17 protein-coding genes are annotated in these 16,109 nt (G+C 58.6%); 9 read left to right on the top strand and 8 right to left on the bottom strand.

The genetic code is table 11. The features are described from left to right. Positions 1-19 precede the first annotated feature (19 nt). From BHE81_RS14905 to BHE81_RS14880, 6 genes are all read right to left on the bottom strand, one after another. A complete protein-coding gene (locus tag BHE81_RS14905; RefSeq protein WP_023282980.1) occupies positions 20-523 on the bottom strand; it encodes a protein disulfide oxidoreductase in 504 nt (167 codons plus the stop codon). Continuing rightward, positions 513-1,124 (bottom strand): DsbA family protein, encoded by a 612-nt coding sequence (locus BHE81_RS14900; protein WP_009308617.1) that lies wholly within the window; start codon positions 1,122-1,124, stop codon positions 513-515. Before BHE81_RS14900 ends, BHE81_RS14905 begins: the two co-directional genes overlap by 11 nt. Before the next feature lies 1 nt (position 1,125). Then, complete coding sequence (locus tag BHE81_RS14895; RefSeq protein ID WP_009308616.1) at positions 1,126-3,135, bottom strand: protein-disulfide reductase DsbD family protein; 2,010 nt, start codon at positions 3,133-3,135, stop codon at positions 1,126-1,128. Positions 3,136-3,184: 49 nt separating this feature from the next. Continuing rightward, positions 3,185-3,544, bottom strand: coding sequence for a hypothetical protein (locus BHE81_RS14890; protein ID WP_004185561.1), 360 nt, complete (start codon positions 3,542-3,544; stop codon positions 3,185-3,187). A gap of 124 nt (positions 3,545-3,668) precedes the next feature. Continuing rightward, a complete protein-coding gene (gene bglA, locus BHE81_RS14885; RefSeq protein WP_002916322.1) occupies positions 3,669-5,102 on the bottom strand; it encodes a 6-phospho-beta-glucosidase BglA in 1,434 nt (477 codons plus the stop codon). Positions 5,103-5,220: 118 nt separating this feature from the next. Further along, positions 5,221-5,949 carry a MurR/RpiR family transcriptional regulator gene (locus BHE81_RS14880; RefSeq protein ID WP_023342613.1) on the bottom strand — a complete coding sequence of 243 codons (729 nt, stop codon included), beginning with the start codon at positions 5,947-5,949 and terminating at the stop codon, positions 5,221-5,223. A gap of 49 nt (positions 5,950-5,998) precedes the next feature. On the opposite strand from BHE81_RS14880, the gene yqfB reads away from it, so the two are divergent. Next, on the top strand, positions 5,999-6,310 hold the full coding sequence (gene yqfB / locus BHE81_RS14875) for a N(4)-acetylcytidine aminohydrolase (RefSeq protein WP_004144734.1): 312 nt from the start codon (positions 5,999-6,001) through the stop codon (positions 6,308-6,310). Positions 6,311-6,473: 163 nt separating this feature from the next. Further along, a complete protein-coding gene (gene trhA / locus BHE81_RS14870; protein WP_002916317.1) occupies positions 6,474-7,133 on the top strand; it encodes a PAQR family membrane homeostasis protein TrhA in 660 nt (219 codons plus the stop codon). A 150-nt stretch (positions 7,134-7,283) separates the two neighbouring features. Here the strand turns inward: trhA and ygfZ are convergent, their stop codons facing one another. Next, complete coding sequence (gene ygfZ, locus BHE81_RS14865; protein WP_023342614.1) at positions 7,284-8,267, bottom strand: tRNA-modifying protein YgfZ; 984 nt, start codon at positions 8,265-8,267, stop codon at positions 7,284-7,286. A 245-nt stretch (positions 8,268-8,512) separates the two neighbouring features. On the opposite strand from ygfZ, the gene sdhE reads away from it, so the two are divergent. Beyond that, complete coding sequence (gene sdhE, locus BHE81_RS14860; protein ID WP_002916312.1) at positions 8,513-8,779, top strand: FAD assembly factor SdhE; 267 nt, start codon at positions 8,513-8,515, stop codon at positions 8,777-8,779. Beyond that, on the top strand, positions 8,760-9,170 hold the full coding sequence (locus tag BHE81_RS14855) for a protein YgfX (protein WP_002916310.1): 411 nt from the start codon (positions 8,760-8,762) through the stop codon (positions 9,168-9,170). The genes sdhE and BHE81_RS14855 overlap by 20 nt, the downstream gene beginning before the upstream one ends. A gap of 6 nt (positions 9,171-9,176) precedes the next feature. Here BHE81_RS14855 and fldB read toward each other — a convergent pair whose 3' ends face one another. Continuing rightward, positions 9,177-9,698: a flavodoxin FldB gene (fldB, locus tag BHE81_RS14850; RefSeq protein ID WP_002916308.1), complete on the bottom strand. Its 522-nt coding sequence runs from the start codon at positions 9,696-9,698 to the stop codon at positions 9,177-9,179. A 100-nt stretch (positions 9,699-9,798) separates the two neighbouring features. On the opposite strand from fldB, the gene xerD reads away from it, so the two are divergent. The 5 genes from xerD to lysS all read left to right on the top strand — a co-directional run bounded on the left by xerD (position 9,799) and on the right by lysS (position 15,881). Continuing rightward, positions 9,799-10,695: a site-specific tyrosine recombinase XerD gene (xerD, locus tag BHE81_RS14845; protein ID WP_004144729.1), complete on the top strand. Its 897-nt coding sequence runs from the start codon at positions 9,799-9,801 to the stop codon at positions 10,693-10,695. Positions 10,696-10,717: 22 nt separating this feature from the next. Beyond that, positions 10,718-11,431, top strand: coding sequence for a bifunctional protein-disulfide isomerase/oxidoreductase DsbC (gene dsbC, locus BHE81_RS14840; RefSeq protein WP_004185548.1), 714 nt, complete (start codon positions 10,718-10,720; stop codon positions 11,429-11,431). A 5-nt stretch (positions 11,432-11,436) separates the two neighbouring features. Further along, a complete protein-coding gene (gene recJ, locus BHE81_RS14835; protein ID WP_004149758.1) occupies positions 11,437-13,170 on the top strand; it encodes a single-stranded-DNA-specific exonuclease RecJ in 1,734 nt (577 codons plus the stop codon). A gap of 85 nt (positions 13,171-13,255) precedes the next feature. Next, positions 13,256-14,354, top strand: a protein-coding gene (prfB, locus tag BHE81_RS14830; RefSeq protein ID WP_095858446.1) for a peptide chain release factor 2 whose coding sequence is annotated in 2 segments (ribosomal slippage) — positions 13,256-13,330 and positions 13,332-14,354 — 1,098 coding nt in all. Because the reading frame shifts where the segments join, the coding sequence is not laid out codon by codon here. A gap of 9 nt (positions 14,355-14,363) precedes the next feature. After that, positions 14,364-15,881, top strand: coding sequence for a lysine--tRNA ligase (gene lysS / locus BHE81_RS14825; protein ID WP_002916299.1), 1,518 nt, complete (start codon positions 14,364-14,366; stop codon positions 15,879-15,881). Positions 15,882-16,109 lie beyond the last annotated feature (228 nt).

Raw genomic sequence — 16,109 nt, 5'->3', positions numbered from 1 at the left:
ACCGCTAAAGCCCGACGGTCTACCAGGAGGCCAGCCACAGCCGCAGGCGCATTCCCCAACTGCTGGTCCAGCCGGTGGTGACCGACTTCACCTCGCCTTGAGAAATGACCACCAGCGTTGGCGTTACCTGGATGTCCCACTGCCGCGCCAGCTGGCCGCTCGGATCATTCACCGTCGGCAGCGTCATTTTCTTCCTGGTCAGCCACTTCTCCAGCGTGACGTTATCGCCGGAACGCAGGGCTACCGTCAGCACATTGCCGCTGTCCGCGGCAAGCGATGCCACCGACGGCGTGGTATAGCGACAAACTCCGCACCAGGTCGCCCAGACGTACAGCAGCAGCGGCTTTTGCTGGCTTATGGCATGCAGATCCAGCGTCCTGCCGTCGAGTGTCTGCAGCGATGTGGCGCTGACGTTTTGCGGCAGCGCGGGCTGGCGAAAATAATCCACCGCCAGGCTCACCGCCGCGCCAATCAGCAGCCACACCGCCAGCTCGCGCAGCCAGCGCCTGATTTTACTGGCCACGGGCTTTCGCCAGCTGTTCTTTCACCAGCCCCTCCAGGTCTTCAGCAGGGATCGCGCCGGCCACCATCTGATCGCCGATGATCGTTGCCGGGGTGCCCTGTATATTCAGCACCTGCGACAAAATCAGGTTCATCTTCAGCGAATCCATGGTCTTGTCATCGATATTTACGCTATCGGTAGCGGTTTTCTTCTGCGCGGCGGCGATACTGGCGTCATCGTGATAGCCTTTTTTCGCCATCAGCCGCTGATGCAGCGCCCAGAATTTATCGGGCTGCTGACGCCAGGTGGAGAGCGCGATTTTAGCGGCATTCACCGAACTCTGCCCTTTAAACGGCAGCAGCTTAACGATGAGCTGGATGTCCGGATTATCGTGCACGATTTTTTCCAGCAGGGGATCAAACTGTTTGCAGTAAGGGCAGTTGTAATCGGTAAACGAGACGATTGTGAGTTTTGGCTCTTTCGCGCCGGTGCGCGGGCTATTCGGATCGTTAAACAGCAGCTGGGCTAACTGGTCATTACCGTTCGATTGTGGTTCTTCCGCCGGGGCGGCGAAGCTGAAGGCCGATACGCACAGCAGTAATAAGGCGGTGATAGCTCTCATGTTATTTTCCTTTAGCGGCGGACAGGGTGGCGAGAAGGTGTTCGCGGTCTAACAGCGCAGGCAGAATCTGTCCCTGCGGCAATTCCGGTCCGTAAATCTGGTTAAACGGCACCGCGGCGCTGCCGCGTGCGGTTAAAAACTGACTAATGTCAGCGGAGGGGCGGCTCCAGTCGCCGCGTAAGGCGATCACATCTGGCGCTAACAGCGCCTGCTGGACGTCGTCGCGCAGCAGCACGTTGTATTTATTGGCTTTACAGGTCACGCACCAGTCGGCGGTGACATCAATAAATACCCGTTTATGCTCCGCCAGGGCGCTGGCGATAGCCTGCTCGCTGAGCGGCTGCCAGTTAACCCGGTCGCGGCGCGGGCCCTGGCCGTCCTGTTGGGCAACAAAGGCGACGGCGCCCGCCACCACGATGGCCAGGGCGCCCGCGCGCAGCGCCGTCCGCCAGCGGTAGCGCCAGGCGGTGGCCACTAGCAGGGCGATGGCCAGCATCACCAGCAGGGTAAGCACCGGCGTACGGCCGATGTGGATCGTCAGCAGGCTGACCAGCCATAGCGCTGAACCAAGCATCATTAGCCCCAGCACCACCCGCAGATGATTCATCCAGCGGCCCGGGCGTGGCAGTCGTTGCGCCAGACCCGGCCAGGCAACGATCAGCAGCCACGGCAGGCTCATGCCGATCCCCATGGCGAAGAAAATGCCCCACAGCAGCGGCAGGGGCGCCACCAGCGCCACCGACACGGCGGTGCCGAGGAACGGCGCGGTGCAGGGCGTCGCCAGCAGGGTGGCGAAGGCGCCCTGCCAGAAATGGCCCATTAAGCCGTTGCCGCCGCGGGTGGCGAGGAAGGTGCTGGCGCTGGAGGATAGGCGGATTTCGAACAGCCCCAATAAACTGGCGCTGAACAGCACCATCACCAGCGCCATCGCGCCGATAAACCACGGGTTCTGGAACTGGATGCCCCAGCCGAGCGCCTGATTCCCCAGGCGTAGCGCGGTCATCATCAGCGCCAGCGCCAGGAACGAGACGACGATCCCAAATACCGAGGCGAGGAACTGCCGCCGCACCGCGCCGCGTTCGCGACCTTCGGTTTGCACCAGCGAGCCGAGCTTCATCGCCAGCACCGGCAGCACGCAGGGCATGACGTTGAGAATTAGCCCGCCGGCCAGCGCCATCAGCAGCACCCAGCCTAACGCCAGCCCCGGCGCGGCGCTGCCGGCGGCGACGGCGACTTGGCTTTCCTGCGCCTGACCGCTATCGGCCAGCACCAGCGACAAGGTTTTACCGCGCAGATCCGGCGCCGCTTCGCCCCAGCTATCGGTGACCGGTACGGTGGCGGTCAGCGTATCGCTGCGGGTGGTAAAGCTCGGCTTGCCGAAATCGACATCCTCCATGCTGTCGATAAACAGCGCTGGCTGCTGCCAGCCGGCATCGCGGCGGGCGGTCACCGTCAGTTTGCCGCTGACGTAGCTGGCGGTCAGCTGCGAAGTCAGGCCATCGCGCAGCGGCAGTGTGCCCATCGCGCGGGTAAAATCATAATTAAATCGCTCCCCCGCCGGAGTCGTCATATCCAGCGAAAAGGGGTAGTCAGTGAGAATGCAGACATTGCTGCAGGTAGAGAGCGTCAGGACGCCGCTAAGCGTCGGCGGTATCTTCCCGCGCAGCGTCATCGGGAAGCTGACGTCGCCGTGATAGCCCTGAGTGGAAATGCCCGCGACGTCGAAGCGCTGCGGCGTCGGCCAGCGCCAGTTCACCTCCAGCGGCGTGTGCCAGGCGATAGCCGGCGCGATGCCGCCTTCCCCTGGCGAGCGCCAGTAGGTTTTCCAGCCCTTTTCCAGCGCTACGTCTAAAAGCAGGCGAGTGTCGCCATTGCTCTCGGTTTGCGCCCGCAGGCGCACGCTGGCGTGTTGATTGTCGGCGGCGCGCAGCCAGCCGCTGTCGGCGGCCTGGCTGACGGGCAGCCATAGCCAAAGCAGGCAGACCAGTAGTCGCCTGAATACCATATACATAAGTTTGCTCCGTAAGTGATGAATTAACCTGAACTGTCAGGAGAATCAATCACTCACGGAAGACGCATAATCGCAGATGCACCCGCAATCGGGGTGAGGAGATAACGCGGGGAGGCCACTGGCGTTCGATACGCGGCGGGATCGCCGCCAGCACCGCCAGCAGCAGGGTGATAGCCAACAGCGCCCCTTCAAACAGCATCGGCGGAACGGCCATCAGCGACTTGGCGCTGAGCTCGCACGGCGTGACCGGCGCCTCGGCCTGATCCTGGTTTTGCTGTAGCGACGGGCTGTCGGCGGTGAGGTTCATGACCAGCGCGTGCATCCCGGCCATCCGTTGAGCGGTGCAGGTTAGCACCACCAGACAGGCCAGGAGGACAAAAAGAATGGCTTTGCGTTGTCGCTTAATCATGATTGCCTCAAATATTCACGAGGCTTATCTTAACGGGCGAACGGGTTTTGGCAATGGTAAAGCTGTAAAGAAGTGTCTGGCGGATAAGCAATTAGCCCTCCCCCGGCCGGGAGAGGGCGGTTAGTTACAGGTTCTCACCGTTGCTGGCGATGACCTCTTTGTACCAGTTAAAGCTCTTCTTGCGCGAGCGGGACATGTCGCCGGTGCCATCGTCGTGTTTGTTGACGTAGATGAAGCCGTAGCGTTTGCTGTACTGCCCGGTGGTGAAGGAGACGCAGTCGATGCAGCCCCATGGGGTATAGCCCAGCAGATCGACGCCGTCATAAGTGACCGCTTTGATCATCTCTTCGATGTGGGCGCGCAGGTAGTCGATGCGGTAGTCATCGTTGATGCTGCCGTCAGCTTCTACTTTGTCGTAGGCGCCAAAGCCGTTTTCCACGATAAACAGCGGCTTCTGATAACGCTCATACAGTTCACACAGAGAATAGCGCAGGCCGACCGGGTCAATCTGCCAGCCCCAGTCGGAAGCTTTGACGTGCGGGTTCGGCACGCTGCCTTCGAAACCGGAAATGGCGTCGCCAGTGCCGCCCTCAGCTTTCACCGCGTTGGTCATGTAGTAGCTGAAGCCGAGATAGGCGCAGGTACCTTCGCGCAGGATCTGCGCGTCGCCGTCTTCCATCCTGATGTTGAAGCCGCGGCGTTCCCATTCATTCAACACATAGCTCGGGTAGTAACCGCGCAGCTGGACGTCGGTAAAGACGTAGCGCTCGCGCATCGACTCCTGGGCGAACATGACATCTTCCGGTTTGCAGGAGTAAGGGTAGAGGGCGACCATCGCCAGCATGCAGCCGACCTGCATGTCCGGGTTGATGCGCCGCGCCGCTTTCACCGCCAGCGCGCTGGCCACGAACTGGTGGTGCAGCACCTGGTACATGGTCTCTTCCGGATTGTCATGCTCGGTATAGACCACCCCGGAGCAGCAGTAGCCGAACAGCGGCGCGCGCCAGTTGCGCTGGTTGTTGATCTCGTTAAAGGTCATCCAGTATTTCACTTTGTGCTTATAGCGCTCGAAGACCACTTCGGCGAAGCGTACAAAGAAATCGACCACTTTGCGGTTGGTCCAGCCGCCGTACTGCTGCACCAGGTGCAGGGGCATCTCGAAGTGGGAGAGGGTGATCACCGGTTCGATGTTGTATTTCAGCAGCTCGTCGAACATGTCGTCGTAGAACTTCAGCCCCTCTTCATTCGGCTGGGTTTCGTCACCCTGCGGGAAGATGCGGGTCCAGGCGATAGAGGTGCGGAAGCATTTGAAGCCCATCTCGGCGAACAGTTTGATGTCTTCTTTGTAGCGACCGTAGAAGTCGACGGCTTCGTGGTTCGGGTAGTATTTTCCCGCTTCGACCTGGTGGGTGATTTCGCGCGGCACGCCGTGCGCCCCGCCGGTCAACACATCGCAGATGCTGGGGCCTTTGCCGCCCTGATCCCAGCCGCCTTCAACCTGATGCGCGGCGACCGCGCCGCCCCATAAAAAATCTTTCGGAAGGGTTAATTTTTTCATCCTGGCTAATCTCTCTAATAACTATTGTTCTCGAGTCTAGCAAAGTGAAAGTGAATGTCACGATATAACAAATTCCGCCAAAGGTAATATGTTACATCAAAAAAACAGGCTGTTATTTTTAGCTGATTTTGCTCGCTAATTTACGTCCGAGGGATTCGAGAATATAGATCACTGGAATTTGCGTTGTAATATCGTAGACGCCGCCAATGCGCGTCTGCGGCACGTGCCAGGAGAGATTGAAATCAGCCAGTTTGGCCAGCCGCGAATGCTCATGGCTGGTAATCGACATCACCTTGCAATGATGCAGGCTGAACTGGCTGGCAAAGCGCAGGATCTCTTCCGTCTCGCCAGAGACGGAAAGCACGATCGCCAGCGCGTTGCGGGCCATATCGTTGGTTACCGGAAAATAGGGGTCGTCAATATGGTTGCTGAATTTACCGACGTTGGAGAAGAAGCGTGCGCCATATTTCGCCAGCGCGCCGGAGGTGCCGGCGCCGACAAAAATAATACGTTCGGAGGCGAGAATAATATCGACGGCCTGCTCGAGTAATTCATCGAACTCGTCATTATTGACGCTTTTAAAAAAGCTCATTATTTCGCTGGCGCCGATATTTGCCTGTTGAGGCTCATTCTGCTCGAGATATAATTTAAAGCGCACGCGAAATTCAGAGTAGCCCTCGCACTGCAGTTTGCGGCAGAAGCGTAACACGGTAGTCGTGGAGACCCCGGCGGCCTCGGCCAGTTCGCGGATGGTCATGTACATCACTTTGTCACGATTTTTAATGACGTAGTGGTAGACCATCATCTCAAGATTATTGAGACTGGCGACAGCGGCGTGGGAGAACATACTCACAGGGCGAACTCACAATTCATAATGACCAGGACGGAATTATATCATGCAGGCCAATGACATTACCTTTTTTCAGCGTTTTCAGGACGACATCCTCGCCGGGCGCAAAACCATCACCATTCGCGATGCAGCGGAGTCGCACTTTAAGCCCGGCGATGTGCTGCGCGTTGGGCGCTATGAAGATGACGGCTATTTTTGCACCATCGCCGTGACCGCGACCTCGACGGTGACGCTCGATACGCTGACCGAACAGCATGCGCAACAGGAGAATATGACTCTCGGGCAGCTGCGGCAGGTCATCAGCGACATCTATCCTGGCGAGAGCCAGTTTTATGTCATTGAATTCAAAACGCTTTAAGATAATCAGGAACAGCTGTGAGTTGAAATAAAAATGTAACTTTTTGATTTTAATGTATTTACAAATATACATCGTTTTATTTTAGCTAACAGGTGTTCACTGGAATCATTCTCAGTTACCCTAAGTGGGCAATGAAAGCGTTCTTGTTTTCACGGAGTCCAGTATGGTTCGCAAACCATTAATCACTCAGGGATATTCTCTGGCAGAGGAAGTTGCCAACAGCATCAGCCACGGGATCGGGCTGGTGTTCGGTATCGTCGGCCTTGTGTTGCTGCTGGTGCAGGCGGCGGATACAAACGCCAGCGCGACGGCGATCGCCAGCTACAGCCTGTACGGCGGCAGCATGATTATGCTGTTCCTCGCTTCCACGCTCTATCACGCGATCCCGCATCAGCGGGCGAAACAGTGGCTGAAGAAATTCGACCACTGCGCTATCTACCTGTTGATTGCCGGGACCTACACGCCGTTTTTGCTGGTGGGATTGAATTCACCGCTGGCGAAGGGGCTGATGATCGTCATCTGGAGCCTGGCGCTGCTGGGGATCCTGTTTAAGCTGACCATCGCGCACCGCTTTAAAATTTTGTCGCTGGTGACCTATCTGACCATGGGCTGGCTGTCGCTTATCGTGGTCTATCAGCTGGCGGTGAAGCTGGCGGTGGGCGGGGTAACGCTGCTGGCGGTTGGCGGGGTGGTGTACTCGCTGGGGGTCATCTTCTACGTCTGCAAACGTATTCCTTATAACCACGCTATCTGGCACGGCTTCGTGCTCGGCGGCAGCGTGTGTCACTTCCTGGCGATTTATCTTTACATCGGCCAGTCCTGATAAACATCCCACGGTGGCGCTGCGCTTACCGTGGCTACAATACTCTACGGCCTGGAAATTCCACGGTGGCGCTACGCTTACCGTGGCTACGATATTCTGCGGCCGGGTAGCCCGGCTAAGGCGCAAGCGCCGCAAGCCGGGAACTTTTCCTTAATTTTCTTCCAGCGAATACGGCAATGGTTTGATGCTCAGGCTGCCGGCATCGTCGCGTACACGGAACAGGCTGTCCGGTTCCATGTCGTTATTCATCACTACCTGGACCATCAGGCTTCCGTCATCCAGCTGTACGGCTGCCAGCACCGTACCGGTGCGGCGCCAGTTGTCGCCCATCTTCAGCTCCAGGTCTTCCCCGGCTTCCGGCACCCGGCTGGCGGTCCCTGACAGCGTCCACAGCGCGCGCTTATTGGCGCCGCGGAATTTCGCCCTCGCGACCATTTCCTGGCCGGTGTAGCAGCCTTTTTTGAAGCTGATGCCGCCCAGCGCCTGCAGGTTGGTGGCCTGCGGAATGAACTGCCCGCTGTTGGCGCTGTCGATAACCGGCAGACCGGCTTCAATATTCAGCGCCAGCCACTGTTGGCTGTTGTTAAACTGCGCTTCGCCGCGCAACGCGTCGGTGACGCGGTTGGCGGTGTCGACATCGGTCACCAGCAGGAAGCGCTCGCCCGGGTGTTCAAACCACAGCAGGCTGGTGGCGCCTTCGCTGACCACCGGGGTGGCAGCGTCGGGCAAGGCGGCGAACAGCGGCGCCAGCGCGGCGCGCGCCTGGAAGCCGGCTACTCCCAGCAGAACCAGATCGTCGTTGGCGGCGATGGTGACTTTGGAGAAGACGGCATATTTTTTCAGCTCGGTCAGCTGCGCGTCGCGCAGGCTGCGGCGCTCAATCCACGCGAAGCCGCCCTCGCGACGGAATACGCGCAGGTTGCTCCACATCTTGCCTTTGGCATCACAGTGGGCGGCAAGCAGATGCTGGGCATCGGTGAGATGACTCACATCGGCGGTAATCTGCCCCTGCAGATATTTTTCGCTGTCCGGCCCGCTAATTGTCGCCAGCGCCCAGTCATCCAGGGTCATCAGCGTTAACGGCAGACGAGCGGAAGAGGAAGGCTGACGCGGAGGAAAAGGTGTAAAAGCCATAGTCATATCCTGAATCGCTTAACGCAGTGTGTGTGACCAATGGTAAAAGAGCTATAGTGCATTGCAAGTGCTTTCAACAGGCCATTTGTGCGCTGGCGTGAGACAGCCGCCTGACGCAGGGAATCAATAAACCCATCATTATTTTAAGGTTTTTATGGAAGGATGCTCGCATTCAGCGATATTCCTGTAAAGTTACGGCAGAAAACGGGTTAAACTAACCTATATTTTGCTGCTGGAAGGTCAACATGGACATTAACAATAAAGCACGTATCCACTGGGCATGCCGCCGCGGGATGCGCGAACTCGACATCTCCATCATGCCGTTCTTTGAGTATGAGTACGATACCCTCAGCGACGCTGACAAACAGCTGTTCATTCGCCTGCTGGAAAATGACGATCCGGATCTGTTCAACTGGCTGATGAACCACGGCAAACCGGCCGATGCGGAGCTGCAGCGGATGGTAACCTTAATTCAGACACGGAATCGGGAACGTGGTCCTGTGGCAATCTGATCTCCGTATCTCCTGGCGCGCGCAGTGGTTTTCCCTGCTGCTTCACGGCGTGGTGGCGGCCCTGGTGCTGTTGGTTCCCTGGCCGCTGAGCTATACCCCGATCTGGCTGCTGCTGCTGTCGCTGGTGGTCTTCGACTGCGTGCGCAGCCAGCGGCGGATCCATGCCCGTCGCGGGGAGATAAAACTGCTCACCGATTCCCGTCTTCGCTGGCAAAACGCCGAATGGGAGATCCTCGGGACGCCGTGGGTTATCAATAGCGGTATGCTGCTGCGTTTGCGCCATGTCGATACCCGGCGCGGACAGCATCTTTGGCTGGCGGCGGACAGCATGGACGCCGGAGAGTGGCGCGATCTGCGCCGGCTGGTGCTGCAAAAACCGGCGCAGGAGTAAGCCGCGTCAGGAAAAGTGTTCGGCCATTTCGCCGAGGATCTGCTCGCACCAGCTCTGGATGCGCTCGTCGCTCAGGTCGTACTGGTTGGTTTCATCCAGCGCCAGGCCAACGAACAGTTGGCCATCGGCGATCACCGGTTTCGGGCTGGTGAACTCATAGCCTTCGGTTGGCCAGTAGCCGACAAACTTCACGCCCCTGGTCGCCAGCTTGTCATGCAGCATGCCGAGCGCGTCAAGGAACCATTCGCCGTAGCCCAGTTGATCGCCCATGCCGTACAGCGCGACGATCTTTCCCTCGAGGTTCAGGGTGTCCAGCTGATCCCAGACCGCTTCCCAGTCTTCCTGAATTTCGCCGAAATCCCAGGTCGGGATGCCAAGGATCAGTACGTCGTACTGGCTCATCAGCGCGGGGGAGTCATCTTTCAGATTGTGCAGCGTCACCAGTTCGGGGCCGATGATATCGCGGATTTTCTCCGCGGCCATTTCGGTGTAGCAGGTACTGGAGCCGTAAAACAGACCTATATTCATCGCGTAAACATCTCGATTCTTGCCGTGAATGGCGGGCAGTGTACCAGAAAGGCGTCCTCTTAAGGCATAATGAGAGCGTTTAACGAACAAAGAGGCCGATGTGAAACAGGATCTGGCACTAATCGAACAGTTTCTCGATGCCCTTTGGCTGGAGCGCAACCTGGCGGAGAATACGCTCAGCGCCTACCGTCGCGATTTGACGATGTTAGTTGAGTGGTTGCACCATCGCGGCCTGTCGCTGGCAAGCGTTGGCAGCGACGATCTGCAGGCGCTGCTGGCTGAGCGGCAGTCCGGCGGCTACAAAGCCACCAGCACCGCGCGCCTGCTGAGCGCCGTGCGCCGTTTTTTCCAGCATCTGTACCGGGAAAAAATTCGCCCGGACGATCCCAGCGCGCTGCTGGCCTCGCCGAAGCTACCGCAGCGGCTGCCAAAAGATCTCAGTGAGGCGCAGGTTGAGCGCCTGCTGCAGGCGCCGCTGGTGGAGCAGCCGCTGGAATTGCGCGATAAAGCGATGCTGGAGGTGCTGTATGCCACCGGCCTGCGCGTCTCGGAGCTGGTGGGGCTGACGATGAGCGACATCAGCCTGCGGCAGGGCGTGCTGCGGGTGGTGGGAAAAGGCAACAAAGAGCGGCTGGTGCCGCTGGGGGAAGAGGCGGTACTGTGGGTGGAAAATTACCTCGAGTATGGTCGCCCCTGGCTGCTGAACGGCGTGGCGTCGGATGTCTTATTTCCCAGCCAGCGCGCCCAGCAGATGACGCGCCAGACCTTCTGGCATCGGATTAAACACTATGCCGTACTGGCGGGGATCGACAGCGAAAAGCTTTCCCCGCACGTGTTACGCCATGCGTTCGCCACGCATTTGCTCAATCATGGCGCCGATCTGCGCGTGGTGCAGATGCTGTTAGGACACAGCGATCTCTCCACCACGCAGATATACACCCACGTGGCGACCGAGCGTCTGCGACAACTTCATCAACAGCACCACCCGCGGGCGTGAGTGCTGAACAAAAGGACTGAGTATGAAAAAAGGTTTATTGATGTTCACCCTGCTGGCGGCCTCCCTTTCAGGAGCGGCGCACGCCGATAGCGCGGCAATTAAACAGTCGCTGGCGAAGCTGGGTGTGCAGAGCACCGATATTCAACCATCGCCGGTTTCCGGGATGAGCACGGTGCTGACCGACAGCGGCGTGCTGTACGTGACCGACGACGGCAAACATATCATCCAGGGGCCGATGTACGACGTGAGCGGCGCGCAGCCGGTCAACGTCACCAACCAGCTGCTGCTGGGTAAGCTGAACGCGCTGAGCAATGAGATGATTGTCTACAAAGCGCCGAAGGAGCAGCACGTCATCACCGTCTTCACCGATATTACCTGCGGCTACTGTCATAAACTGCACGAGCAGATGAGCGACTACAACGCGCTGGGGATCACCGTGCGCTATCTGGCTTTCCCGCGACAGGGTCTGCAAAGCCAGGCGGAGCAGGACATGAAGGCCATCTGGTGCGCGAAAGATCGCAACAAAGCGCTGGATGACGCCATGAATGGTAAAGGCGTGCAGCCGGCGAGCTGCAACGTAGATATCGCCAAACATTACACCCTCGGCGTGCAGATGGGCGTCAACGGCACCCCGGCGATGGTCCTCAGTAACGGCATGGTGCTGCCGGGCTATCAGGGGCCGAAAGAGCTGAAGGCGTTCCTCGATGAGCACAAAAAACAGACAAGCGGTAACTGATTCGCGTGAAACAACAGATACAACTACGCCGCCGCGAGGCGGTTGACGGCGTCGAACTCCCCGCCGACCTGCCGCCGCTGCTGCAGCGGCTATATGCCAGCCGCGGGGTGCGCAGCGCGCAGGAGCTGGAGCGCAGCGTCAAAGGCATGCTCCCCTGGACGCAGCTCACCGGCGTTGAAAAAGCGGTCGAGATGCTGCATGACGCGTTCCAGAAAGGGTTGCACATCGTGGTGGTCGGTGATTTTGACGCCGACGGCGCCACCAGCACCGCGCTCAGCGTGTTGGCCCTGCGCGCGCTGGGTTACGGCAACGTCTCCTATCTGGTGCCGAACCGCTTTGAAGACGGCTACGGTTTAAGCCCGGAAGTGGTCGATCAGGCCCATGCTCGCGGCGCGCAGATGATCATGACCGTCGACAACGGGATCTCGTCCCATGCCGGCGTCGATCATGCCCATGCGCTGGGGATCCCGGTGCTGGTGACCGATCACCATCTGCCGGGCGAGACGCTGCCGGCGGCGGAAGCTATCGTTAATCCCAACCTGCGCGATTGCGACTTCCCGTCAAAATCACTGGCCGGGGTGGGGGTGGCGTTTTATCTGATGCTGGCGCTGCGCACTTTTCTGCGCGATAAAGGCTGGTTCGACGCTCGCGGCATCCCCGCGCCGAACCTTGCCGAGCTGCTGGATCTGGTGGCGCTTGGCACCGTCGCGGACGTCGTGCCGCTGGATGCTAACAACCGTATCCTCACCTGGCAGGGGTTAAGCCGCATTCGCGCCGGCAAATGTCGGCCCGGTATTAAGGCGCTGTTGGAAATTGCCAACCGCGATCCGCAAAAGCTGGCGGCCAGCGACCTCGGTTTCGCCCTCGGGCCGCGCCTGAACGCGGCGGGACGGCTGGACGACATGTCGGTCGGCGTCGCGCTGCTGCTGTGCGACAACATCGGCGAAGCGCGGGTGCTGGCCAACGAGCTCGATGCGCTTAATCAGACGCGCAAAGAGATTGAGCAGGGGATGCAGGCGGAAGCGCTAACGCTCTGTCAGCAGCTGGAGCGCAGCGCCGATACCCTGCCCGGCGGGCTGGCGATGTACCATCCGCAATGGCATCAAGGGGTAGTCGGCATTCTCGCCTCGCGGATTAAGGAGCGCTTCCATCGCCCGGTTATCGCTTTTGCGCCTACCGGCGACGGCACGCTGAAAGGCTCCGGTCGTTCCATTCAGGGGTTGCATATGCGCGATGCGCTGGAGCGCCTTGATACGCTTTATCCCGGGCTAATCCTGAAGTTCGGCGGCCACGCGATGGCGGCGGGCTTATCGCTGGAGGAGGCGCGTTTTGAAGAGTTTCAACAGCGCTTCGGCGAGCTGGTGACCGAATGGCTGGATCCTGCGCTGTTGCAGGGCGAGGTGGTTTCCGATGGCCCGCTGGCGGCGGCGGAGATGAGCATGGAAGTGGCGCAGATGCTGCGCGACGCCGGGCCGTGGGGGCAGATGTTCCCGGAACCGCTATTTGACGGTCGTTTTCGCCTGCTGCAGCAGCGGCTGGTGGGCGAGCGTCACCTGAAGGTGATGGTCGAACCGGTTGACGGCGGGCCGCTGCTGGACGGTATCGCCTTCAACGTTGATACTTCCATCTGGCCGGATAACGGCGTGCGTGAAGTCCAGTTAGCCTACAAGCTCGACATCAACGAGTTCCGCGGCAACCGTAGCCTGCAGCTGATCATCGATCACCTCTGGCCAAATTGACAACAGTGTAGGAATAAGGGCGCGAATCCGGTAGAATTCCGCTCTTATCACCGCATTTTGACAAATCCATTAAAAGAAACCGACCATGTTTGAAATAAATCCGGTAAAAAACCGCATTCAGGACCTCACGGAGCGCTCCGACGTTCTTAGGGGGTATCTTTGACTACGATGCCAAGAAAGAGCGTCTCGAAGAAGTAAACGCCGAGCTGGAACAGCCGGACGTGTGGAACGAACCCGAACGCGCCCAGGCGCTGGGTAAAGAGCGTTCTTCCCTGGAAGCCATCGTAGATACCCTGGATCAGATGTCCCAGGGGCTGGAAGACGTTGCCGGCCTGCTGGATCTGGCCGTGGAAGCGGACGACGAAGAGACCTTTAACGAAGCCGTCGCCGAGCTGGATACCCTGGAAGAGAAGCTGGCGCAGCTTGAGTTCCGCCGCATGTTCTCCGGCGAATACGACAGCGCCGATTGCTACCTTGACATTCAGGCCGGTTCCGGCGGCACCGAAGCCCAGGACTGGGCCAGCATGCTGATGCGCATGTACCTGCGCTGGGCGGAAGCGCGCGGCTTTAAGACCGAAATCATCGAAGAATCCGAAGGTGAAGTCGCGGGGATTAAATCCGTGACCATTAAGATCATTGGCGATTACGCCTACGGCTGGCTGCGTACGGAAACCGGCGTTCATCGTCTGGTGCGTAAGAGCCCGTTCGATTCCGGCGGCCGCCGTCATACCTCCTTCAGCTCCGCGTTCGTTTACCCGGAAGTGGAAGACGATATCGATATCGAAATTAACCCGGCCGACCTGCGCATTGACGTATACCGCGCCTCCGGCGCCGGTGGTCAGCACGTTAACCGTACGGAATCCGCGGTGCGTATTACCCATATCCCGACCGGATTGGTGACGCAGTGCCAGAACGACCGTTCGCAGCACAAGAACAAAGACCAGGCCATGAAGCAGATGAAAGCAAAGCTTTATGAACTGGAGATGCAGAAGAAAAATGCCGAGAAGCAGGCGATGGAAGACAACAAGTCCGATATCGGCTGGGGCAGCCAGATCCGCTCTTACGTGCTGGATGACTCGCGTATTAAAGATCTGCGTACCGGGGTGGAAACCCGCAACACTCAGGCGGTGCTCGACGGCAGCCTGGACCAATTTATCGAAGCAAGTTTGAAAGCAGGGTTATGAGGAACCAACATGTCTGAACAACAAGCACAGGGCGCTGACGCGGCAATTGACCTTAATAATGAACTGAAAACCCGTCGCGAGAAGCTGGCTGCGCTGCGTGAGCAGGGCGTCGCTTTCCCGAACGATTTCCGTCGTGACCATACCTCTGACCAACTGCACGCTGACTTCGATGGCAAAGAAAACGAAGAGCTGGAAGCGCTGAACGTTGAAGTGGCCGTTGCTGGCCGCATGATGACCCGTCGTATCATGGGTAAAGCGTCCTTCGTGACCCTGCAGGACGTAGGCGGCCGCATCCAGCTATACGTGGCGCGTGATGACCTGGCGGAAGGCGTTTATAACGACCAGTTCAAAAAGTGGGACCTCGGCGACATCATCGCCGCCCGCGGTAAGTTGTTCAAGACCAAAACCGGTGAGCTCTCTATCCACTGCACCGAGCTGCGTCTGTTGACTAAAGCTCTGCGCCCGCTGCCGGACAAATTCCACGGCCTGCAGGATCAGGAAGCGCGTTACCGCCAGCGTTACCTTGACCTGATCTCCAACGATGAATCTCGTAAGACCTTCAAAGTGCGTTCGCAGATCCTGGCAGGCATCCGTCAGTTCATGGTTGGCCGCGGCTTTATGGAAGTAGAAACCCCGATGATGCAGGTGATCCCGGGCGGCGCTTCCGCGCGTCCGTTCATCACCCATCATAACGCGCTGGATCTGGACATGTACCTGCGTATCGCGCCGGAACTGTACCTCAAGCGTCTGGTGGTTGGCGGCTTCGAACGCGTCTTCGAGATCAACCGTAACTTCCGTAACGAAGGGATCTCCGTTCGTCATAACCCAGAGTTCACCATGATGGAACTCTACATGGCTTATGCGGATTATAAAGATCTGATCGAGCTGACCGAATCTCTGTTCCGCACCCTGGCGCAGGACATCCTCGGCAATACCGAAGTGCCTTACGGCGACCAGGTGTTCGACTTCGGCAAGCCGTTTGAAAAACTGACCATGCGCGAAGCGATCAAGAAATACCGTCCGGAAACCGAGATGGCGGATCTGGATAACTTTGATTCCGCGAAAGCGATCGCTGAATCTATCGGCATCAAAGTGGAGAAGAGCTGGGGTCTGGGCCGTATCGTGACCGAGATCTTCGAAGAAGTGGCGGAAGCGCACCTGATCCAGCCGACCTTCATCACCGAATACCCGGCGGAAGTTTCTCCGCTGGCGCGCCGTAACGACGTCAACCCGGAAATCACAGACCGCTTTGAATTCTTCATTGGCGGCCGTGAGATCGGTAACGGCTTTAGCGAGCTGAACGACGCCGAAGACCAGGCGCAGCGCTTCCAGGATCAGGTTGATGCGAAAGCCGCAGGCGACGACGAAGCAATGTTCTATGACGAAGACTATGTCACCGCGCTGGAACACGGCCTGCCGCCGACCGCTGGTCTGGGTATCGGTATCGACCGTATGGTCATGCTGTTCACCAACAGCCACACCATCCGCGACGTTATTCTGTTCCCGGCGATGCGTCCGCAGAAATAATCGCCCTTCGCGAAGAGCAAAAAACCCGGCTTGCCGGGTTTTTTTTATGTCTGATGTGAGGTCCTAAGGCTGGCGTAGCCTGGCTCAGCGCAGCGCAAGCCGGGGATCCCGGATGACGGCGTAAACGCCTTATCCGGGCTACGCAATGGCGCAGAACCGTAGGCCTGTGCAAGCGTAGCGCCGCCAGGCATTAATGACAGGCACAGGGCTGCGCCTGGCCTGGAGAAT

Origin of the sequence: Klebsiella sp. AqSCr, from assembly GCF_008452795.1 — a bacterium.
Classification (GTDB): Bacteria; Pseudomonadota; Gammaproteobacteria; order Enterobacterales; family Enterobacteriaceae; genus Klebsiella; species Klebsiella pneumoniae.
Note: the sequence above shows the minus strand (reverse complement) of the source record. Positions and strands in the feature narration are given on the sequence as shown.

Excerpts from the sequence above, each read along its gene's own strand:
- BHE81_RS14900 (WP_009308617.1), bottom strand. The coding sequence starts at position 1,124 with ATGAGAGCTATCACCGCCTTATTACTGCTGTGCGTATCGGCCTTCAGC.
- BHE81_RS14895 (WP_009308616.1), bottom strand. The coding sequence starts at position 3,135 with ATGTATATGGTATTCAGGCGACTACTGGTCTGCCTGCTTTGGCTATGG.
- BHE81_RS14890 (WP_004185561.1), bottom strand. The coding sequence starts at position 3,544 with ATGATTAAGCGACAACGCAAAGCCATTCTTTTTGTCCTCCTGGCCTGT.
- bglA (WP_002916322.1), bottom strand. The coding sequence starts at position 5,102 with ATGAAAAAATTAACCCTTCCGAAAGATTTTTTATGGGGCGGCGCGGTC.
- BHE81_RS14880 (WP_023342613.1), bottom strand. The coding sequence starts at position 5,949 with ATGTTCTCCCACGCCGCTGTCGCCAGTCTCAATAATCTTGAGATGATG.
- yqfB (WP_004144734.1), top strand. The coding sequence starts at position 5,999 with ATGCAGGCCAATGACATTACCTTTTTTCAGCGTTTTCAGGACGACATC.
- trhA (WP_002916317.1), top strand. The coding sequence starts at position 6,474 with ATGGTTCGCAAACCATTAATCACTCAGGGATATTCTCTGGCAGAGGAA.
- ygfZ (WP_023342614.1), bottom strand. The coding sequence starts at position 8,267 with ATGGCTTTTACACCTTTTCCTCCGCGTCAGCCTTCCTCTTCCGCTCGT.
- sdhE (WP_002916312.1), top strand. The coding sequence starts at position 8,513 with ATGGACATTAACAATAAAGCACGTATCCACTGGGCATGCCGCCGCGGG.
- fldB (WP_002916308.1), bottom strand. The coding sequence starts at position 9,698 with ATGAATATAGGTCTGTTTTACGGCTCCAGTACCTGCTACACCGAAATG.
- dsbC (WP_004185548.1), top strand. The coding sequence starts at position 10,718 with ATGAAAAAAGGTTTATTGATGTTCACCCTGCTGGCGGCCTCCCTTTCA.
- lysS (WP_002916299.1), top strand. The coding sequence starts at position 14,364 with ATGTCTGAACAACAAGCACAGGGCGCTGACGCGGCAATTGACCTTAAT.